General features: G+C 62.2%; 6 protein-coding genes and 1 pseudogene. 2 read left to right on the top strand and 5 right to left on the bottom strand.

The window, feature by feature from the left end; all coding sequences use genetic code 11:
* Positions 1 to 564, top strand: a pseudogene (locus WA989_RS18195) (phenylalanine 4-monooxygenase); the annotation flags it as partial.
* Here the strand turns inward: WA989_RS18195 and astB are convergent.
* A complete protein-coding gene (gene astB / locus WA989_RS18200; RefSeq protein ID WP_424341886.1) occupies positions 561 to 1,883 on the bottom strand; it encodes an N-succinylarginine dihydrolase in 1,323 nt (440 codons plus the stop codon). The pseudogene WA989_RS18195 and the gene astB overlap by 4 nt on opposite strands.
* A 100-nt stretch (positions 1,884 to 1,983) precedes the next feature.
* Here astB and WA989_RS18205 point away from each other — a divergent pair, with 100 nt between their 5' ends.
* Positions 1,984 to 2,511: a DsrE family protein gene (locus WA989_RS18205; protein ID WP_424341887.1), complete on the top strand. Its 528-nt coding sequence runs from the start codon at positions 1,984 to 1,986 to the stop codon at positions 2,509 to 2,511.
* Here the strand turns inward: WA989_RS18205 and WA989_RS18210 are convergent.
* From WA989_RS18210 to WA989_RS18225, 4 genes are all read right to left on the bottom strand, one after another.
* Positions 2,508 to 3,350 (bottom strand): class I SAM-dependent methyltransferase, encoded by an 843-nt coding sequence (locus WA989_RS18210; protein ID WP_424341888.1) that lies wholly within the window; start codon positions 3,348 to 3,350, stop codon positions 2,508 to 2,510. The genes WA989_RS18205 and WA989_RS18210 overlap by 4 nt on opposite strands.
* Positions 3,347 to 4,804: a succinylglutamate-semialdehyde dehydrogenase gene (gene astD / locus WA989_RS18215; protein ID WP_424341889.1), complete on the bottom strand. Its 1,458-nt coding sequence runs from the start codon at positions 4,802 to 4,804 to the stop codon at positions 3,347 to 3,349. The genes WA989_RS18210 and astD overlap by 4 nt, the downstream gene beginning before the upstream one ends.
* A gap of 2 nt (positions 4,805 to 4,806) precedes the next feature.
* A complete protein-coding gene (locus WA989_RS18220) occupies positions 4,807 to 5,826 on the bottom strand; it encodes an arginine N-succinyltransferase (RefSeq protein WP_424341890.1) in 1,020 nt (339 codons plus the stop codon).
* A partial coding sequence (locus WA989_RS18225; protein WP_424341891.1) for a hydrolase occupies positions 5,823 to 6,895 on the bottom strand: 1,073 nt, incomplete at its 5' end. The genes WA989_RS18220 and WA989_RS18225, both read right to left, overlap by 4 nt.

Consider the following 6,895-nt stretch of genomic DNA (forward strand, 5'->3'; position numbering starts at 1 on the left):
TTTCCGGCCGGCCAGTTCATCCGCAAGCGCGATGAACTCGACTACCTTGAGGAGCCGGACGTCTTCCACGATGTTTTCGGCCATGTCCCGATGCTGACCAATCCGGTCTTTGCCGACTATATGGAAGCCTACGGCAAGGGCGGCTTGCGCAGTCTCAACTTCGCGGCGCTGAAAAACCTCGCCGCGCTCTACTGGTACACGGTCGAATTTGGCCTGATCCACACCGACGAAGGCCTGCGCATCTATGGCGCCGGCATCGTCTCCTCGAAGACCGAGAGCATTTTTGCGCTTGAAGACCCCTCCCCCAACCGGATCGGCTTCGGGCTCGAACGCCTGATGCAGACCGACTACCGGATCGACGATTTCCAGCAGACCTATTTCGTCATCGAGTCCTATGACCAGCTGTTCCGCGCCACGGTCGACACCGATTTCGCCCCGCTCTACGCGAAGATGAAAGGCGAGTTCGACTACACGCCCGAAGACGTGCTGTCCGAAGACGACGTCATCCATCGCGGCACGCAGGCCTATGCAGAGGCTGGCGGACGCTTCGCCGAGACCGACTAGATCAGGCCCGACAGCTCCAGCGCCTCAAGCAGCGCCTCGCGCGCAAGCTGGCACTCATTGGCAAAGGCCGGATCGGCAAGATCAGCCGGAGATAGCCGGTCGCGGTAGGTCCGGCGGACAATGTCCTGAAGCGCGTCGATCTTGGCCTCGTCCATCATCACGCCCTGATGAGCCGCAGCAATCTCGTCTTCCGTCATCACAACGCGAAGCCGAAGACAGGCCGGCCCGCCGCCATTGCGCATGGACTGGCGGACATCGACAAACTGGACCCGGCCAATCGGGCCATTACCGGTGGTCATTTTCTCGCAGAAGCGCCGGGTGCTCTCTGTTTCCTCGGTTTCCAGCGGCGCCAGGAGAACGAGGCGATCCTCGCCCGGCATCTGCAAAAGCTGCGAATTGAACAGATAGGACCGGATCGCATCCTCAATCGGCACATCGGCCTGAGGCACCATGACCGATTTCAGGTCGAACAACCCATCGCCTGCCTTGCGCAGCGCCTCCAGCGTCTCATCGGTCCGCTCAAAGGCAAGCTCGTGGTAGAAGAGCGTATCGGTGGAGCCGACAGAAACGACATCATTGTGAAACGCCCCCGCATCGATCGCGGCGCGCGACTGGCGGGCAAAGACTGTTCGCTGCGGGGCGAGGCCATGCGAGCGGGCAATACTCTCGCTCGCAAGCTTTGTCTGGCGCGCCGGAAATCCGGCCGTGCTCTCACCCGACTCGCGGCCATAGACGAAAAGCTCGACGCCTTCGCTGCCGTGGCTCTCGCCAAGCCGAACATGGTTGGCCGCGCCCTCATCGGCAAAATCGGCATGCATCGGAAGCGCCGCGTGAACGGCGAACCGGTCTTCATTCTCAAAGATGGCCAGGAGAGTCGCCACGGTGTCCGGATGTTCGATCGAGCGGTGCAGCATGGTCGAGAGATTGGCGGCGGTCAGATGCAACCGGCCATCGCTGGTATCGGCAGAGGGCGAGACAGTGGCCGCATTCGCCGCCCACATGGAGCTGGCGCTGTAAGCCGCTTTCAGAAGCTGGGGCGCTTGGCTGGCCGCAGCCTCGATCATCTGCGCATCGGAGCCTCCGAAGCCCGCCGCAACCAGCAGATCGTAATTCGGCCGCGGCAAGGGCGGCAGGACGCCCTGAACCAGACCTGCCCGAAGCAGAAGCCGCATCTTCTCCAGCCCCTGGAGCGCGGCCTCGCGCGGATTGGAGACCTCGCCGGAATTGCTGGCGCTGGCAAGATTGCCCTCGGACATGCCGCCATAATTGTGGCTGGGCCCGATCAGGCCGTCGAAATTGACTTCAAATGCAGTACTCATCGCGCCGGACTACAACGGCAAGGGCGCGCTGAAAAGCTCTATCCCCATCCGCCGATCCGGCCTTATGATGCGCGCTCGGCTTTATAGAGGATATGCGCCTATGCGCCTCGTATTTGTTTCGCTTCTTGTCGCCGCTGCGCCGCTCGCCACAGTGGCGCAAACAGCCGGGCAAGGTTTCTCGACCGGACCGGTCATCGAAGACTTCGGTCCTGCTGCGCCCGTCGAACAGGACATGGCTATTCCCGATGGGCTCGATCTCAAGGTCGTGTTCGACATCGCTGCGCCTGCCGAAGAGGGCGAGATCAACAAGGGCTTTGTCACGGTCGCCCGCTTCCTCAACATGCATGGAAAGGCGGGGGTGGACATGTCACGCGTTCATCCGGCGATTGTCGTGCATGGCGGGGCATCATCCCAGCTCGTTATATCATCAGAAAATACGCCAAATGCCACACAGCCTCTGATCGAAGCGCTGCTGGACCAGGGCGTTCCGGTCTATCTCTGCGGCCAGACAGCCGCCGCGCGAGGTATCGCGAAGGAAGATCTTATTCCCGGTGTCGAGCTCGCGCTGTCGGCCATGACGGCGCATGCCGTGCTCGCCGCAGATGGCTATTCGCTGAACCCGTTCTAGGCTTCAGCCGTGATAATCCAGGCGGCAGCCGGCAGGCTCACGCGGCCGTCTGACCCAGCATTGGCCTTGAGCATTCCACGCAGCGCCTCGAACACCTCATCGGCGTCGATCTCATGCTCGGCGATGAGCCGCGATGCCGGGCCCATATCGGTCATGAATCTTGCCGTCTCGTCGATGGACGCACCGGGCATGGTGAGCGAGCCTGTCCACGGCGTTGCCCCCGGATTTTGCCAGCCGGCGCGGGCGAGCAGACCGACAGTGCGGTCTGCATCCTCAAAGGCGAAAGGCCCCGGCGTGCCCGGTTCAGGCCGAGGTGGAGGCTGATCCAGAAGTGGCATCACTGCCTGAAGGGGGGCGGCGGCCCAGTCATTCTTCTTTAGCGGTTGCCAGCAGGCAAAAGCGAGACAGCCGCCCGGCGCCATCGCCTGTCTGAGATTTGCAAAAGCGGCGGGCGGGTCGGCAAAGAACATGACACCGAAACGCGAGACAAGCGCGTCGAACTTCATATCAGACGACCACTCAGACGCGTCGGCTTGAATAAAGTCGGCCGCGCCGGTCTCTCCTGCCCTGCGGCGCGCAAGGCCGAGCATCGGCGCCGACACATCAACGCCGGTCACATGGGCAGCGCCTGCCTCAAGCGCAGCCAGCGACAGGCTGCCAGAGCCGCAGCCGACATCGAGAACGCGCTTGCCGCTAGCGCCGCCTGCCGCAGACAGGACTGGCGCCAGAAATGGCGCGAGCATCGCATCGAGACGCTCAGCCTCGCCGGCCCAGCGCTCTCCGGCCTTGCCGTTCCAGTATTCGATCTGCGCGGAATTATCCTCTGGCCGCTCGCTCATCCGCCTGGAAACCCTTGCGCCTTCAGCCTGCCTGCAACGTCGGCGACCTGGCTCGCCTGCGGCCAGGCGCAATAATCGGCAGCATAATAGGCGCCAGGGCGGAAATTGCCGGACAGGCCCGGCCCACCAAACGGCATGTTTCCAGCTGCGCCAGCCGTCGGCCGGTTGCGGTTGAGAATGCCAGCCTTCATCTCCTGATGAGTTTTCAGCCAGAGCGCATCATCATCGCTGACCAGACCGCCGGACAGGCCAAACCGCGTATCATTCGCCTTGGCCATCGCTACATCGAAATCCTTTACGCGCGTGATCTGCATCAGCGGCCCGAAAAGCTCTTCATCGGGAACATCCTTGGCGTTCGTTACATCGATCACGCCTGCCGTTACAAAGCCGCCGCCCCGGTCCATACGCTTCAACCGGCGAAGCGGTTTGCCGCCCGCCTTGGACAGCATGGTCTGGAAATCGACCGCGGCCTGGGCGGCCTTTTCGGATACAAGCGGGCCCATAAAGATGTTCTCTTCCTCCCACGCGCCAATCTTCAGCCCGCGGGCGCGCTCGACAATTGCCTCGACGACTGCCTCGCCGAACTTGTTGTCCGGCACGAAAACACGCCGCGCACATGAACAGCGCTGGCCGCTCGTCAGGAAGGCAGATTGCGCGGCGATATCGGCGGCCGCTTCCACGTCTGCCGGATCCCAGACGATGAGTGGATTGTTCCCCCCCATCTCCAGCGCGAGTATAACGTCTGGACGGCCCGCAAAATGGCGATGAAACGCCGTGCCGGTCGCCGCAGAGCCGGTAAAGAGGAGGCCATTGATATCGCCGTCGAGCAGAGCCGCGCCCGTCTGGCGCGCGCCATGGATGACATTCAGCACGCCGGGCGGCAGACCCGCTTCTTCGAAACACTCGACCATGATCTCTGCGACAGCGGGGGCAAGCTCGGACGGTTTGAACACGCAGGTGTTGCCCGCCAGAAGCGCTGGAACGATATGTCCGTTCGGCAAGTGGCCCGGAAAATTGAAAGGCCCGAACACCGCCATGACGCCATGCGGGCGATGGCTGAGAATGGCGGAACCGAACGCCGTGTCATCATGGCGCCCGCCAGCACGCTCGACCTGAGCAGCGATAGAGATCGCGATCTTGCCCTTCATGGCGCCAGCCTCGCCCCGGGATTCCCAGAGCGCCTTGCCCATGTCGCGGCTGATCGCTTCGGCGATGCGTTCTGACCGTTCGCCGACAGCCTCGGCATAGGCTTCGAGGATGCGGGTGCGATCATGCTGCGGGCGGTGGCGCCAGGCCTCTCCGGCCTTTCGCGCGCTGTCTATCGCCTTGTGGACCTGCGCCGGGCTGGCGGCCTGGCCTTCCCAGCTTGTCTCGCCGGTGGCCGGGCAGGTCTTCTCGAACCAGTCGCCATCGCCTGCGATCCATTTTCCGTCGATATAGGCCCCTTTGGACATGACTAACTCCTCAACCAGATTCTCGCGCGCGCGCCTTCGGAAAGGTTCAGCCGGTCAAGCACAGCGCTCGAAGTGTAAAATACATCGTCTGCAAGCGCGCCGTCCGCCATCGTCACGCGAATGTCTGCAAACTTGTCGTTTGATATAATGCCGGACCTTCCGGTCGCCTCACCGAGTTTCAGGGTCACTTCGTGGCTCTCGCGAACGGTGCGGATCATCGATCTCGGCGCGGCAACAAGCGGACCTCCATCGAAAATATCGACGGTGCGCTCGAACCGAAACCCTTCCCACTCCAGCAGTTTCATCGCCCCCACGCCATCGGCATGGCAACGCCCGATCACTTCTCGCGCCTCCGGCGGAAGGAGGTCCACATAGATCGGATATTTTGGCATCAGGTCCAGAATGAACTGATTGTCGGTCGTCGCAGACAGGATGTCGGCTTCGGTAAATTCCATCCCGAAGAAATGGTACCCGATGGCATCCCAGAAAGGGGTCTTCCCGTCGCCATCGACAACGCCTCGAAGCTCAGCCAGGACCATGTCTCCGAAGCGGTCGGGATTTGCTGCCATGAGCAGATAGCGCGACTGCGCCAGAAGCCGCCCTGCCCCGCCGCCGCGATGGGCTGCGCGCAGGAAGAGCGTTCCGACTTCGGTAAAGCCGACAAATTCATTGGTCAGCACAAGCGCATCCAGATCGAAGCGCCGGTCGGCGGCCTGGCTCGCCTGCGCGACCGTGATCACGCGGTAATTGAAGAAAGGCTGGTCGATCCCGACGCCGGCCTTGACCGCGCTGCAGCCACCAATCTCGCCGCTCTCATGATCTTCCAGCATCATGAGATACTTGCCGTATTGGGGCTGCTCGAGCTTGCCGGAGAAAGACTTCTCCGACTTCTCAAGCCGCTCGCGCAGGATGCGCTCATGCACAGGCAGGCTGGTGAACCCAGGCCCGGACTCTTCAGCGAGCTGCATCAGGACATCGAAAACATCCAGCCGCGACGGCCGCATGACATAGGACGAACTCATTCCATTAGCGCCTTGATCTTGTTGGCGTCGATACGGCCATCGGCAAACCGGTTAAGAAGCAGACCTGAAAGCTGCGCGCGTTCGACGAAGCTCGACATCAGGACATATTCCTCATGCGAATGAATGCGCCCGCCCATCACCCCGAGCGTATCGACATTGGGAACACCGGCCGCGAAGATATTATTGCCTTCGCAAACCCCGCCCGTATCGACAAATTCAAGCTCCAGACCGAGTGCGCGGCCTGTATCGGAGACGGCGGTGAAGAGCGCCTGCTGGGCGTCGTTGCGGGGCTTGGGCGGGCGGTAGAAGCCGCCATGCAGGTGGCCGCTGATCCCATCGCGCGCAGTCGCTTCGCGGAAAAGGCGCTCGACTTCCCAGGTTGCCCACTGGGCCGCATCGGCATCGGGTGCACGCGCGCCGAAGCGGACGATCGCAAGGTCGGGCACGATATTGACCGCGCCGCCACCATCGATAGCGCCGACATTGAAGGAAACGCCTTCGCGCCGATTGTTCAGCGCTTCGAGATCGACCGCCATATGGGCGGCGGCCTCAAGCGCGCTGCGACCTTCTTCCTTGGACCGGCCCGCATGCGCCGAGCGGCCATGCAGAACGATATCGAAAACCGCAGAGCCCTTGCGCCCGCCAGACATGGCGCCGGTCTCCATGCACGGCTCATAGGTCATGCCGACCATGGCGCCGGACTGGGCCGCCTCCTTGAGCGCGCCGGAGCTTGCGAAATTGCCAATCTCCTCGTCGGGCGAAATCACGATCTGATAGCCGAGCTTGTCCTTGAGCGGCCCGGCTTCAAACGCTTCAAGCGCGCCGAGCATGACTGAAAGCCCGCCCTTCATATCAGCGAGACCCGGACCATTCATCCGGCCATCGCCGAGATCCTTGATCTCTGTGAAGGTTCCGTCCGGAAAGACAGTATCGTAATGCCCGCTCATGATAATCTGGACGGGCGCCTGCTGGCGCGAGCGGATGCGGATGATCGGGCCGGTTTCATAATCTTCAGCCTCGCCCTTTTCATTCACTTTTTCGAACGGCAGGGAGGGGCTGAGCTGTATGT

Origin of the sequence: Henriciella sp., from assembly GCF_049649345.1 — a bacterium.
Taxonomy (GTDB): Bacteria; Pseudomonadota; Alphaproteobacteria; order Caulobacterales; family Hyphomonadaceae; genus Henriciella.

Excerpts from the sequence above, each read along its gene's own strand:
- astB (WP_424341886.1), bottom strand. The coding sequence starts at position 1,883 with ATGAGTACTGCATTTGAAGTCAATTTCGACGGCCTGATCGGGCCCAGC.
- WA989_RS18205 (WP_424341887.1), top strand. The coding sequence starts at position 1,984 with ATGCGCCTCGTATTTGTTTCGCTTCTTGTCGCCGCTGCGCCGCTCGCC.
- WA989_RS18210 (WP_424341888.1), bottom strand. The coding sequence starts at position 3,350 with ATGAGCGAGCGGCCAGAGGATAATTCCGCGCAGATCGAATACTGGAAC.
- astD (WP_424341889.1), bottom strand. The coding sequence starts at position 4,804 with ATGTCCAAAGGGGCCTATATCGACGGAAAATGGATCGCAGGCGATGGC.
- WA989_RS18220 (WP_424341890.1), bottom strand. The coding sequence starts at position 5,826 with ATGAGTTCGTCCTATGTCATGCGGCCGTCGCGGCTGGATGTTTTCGAT.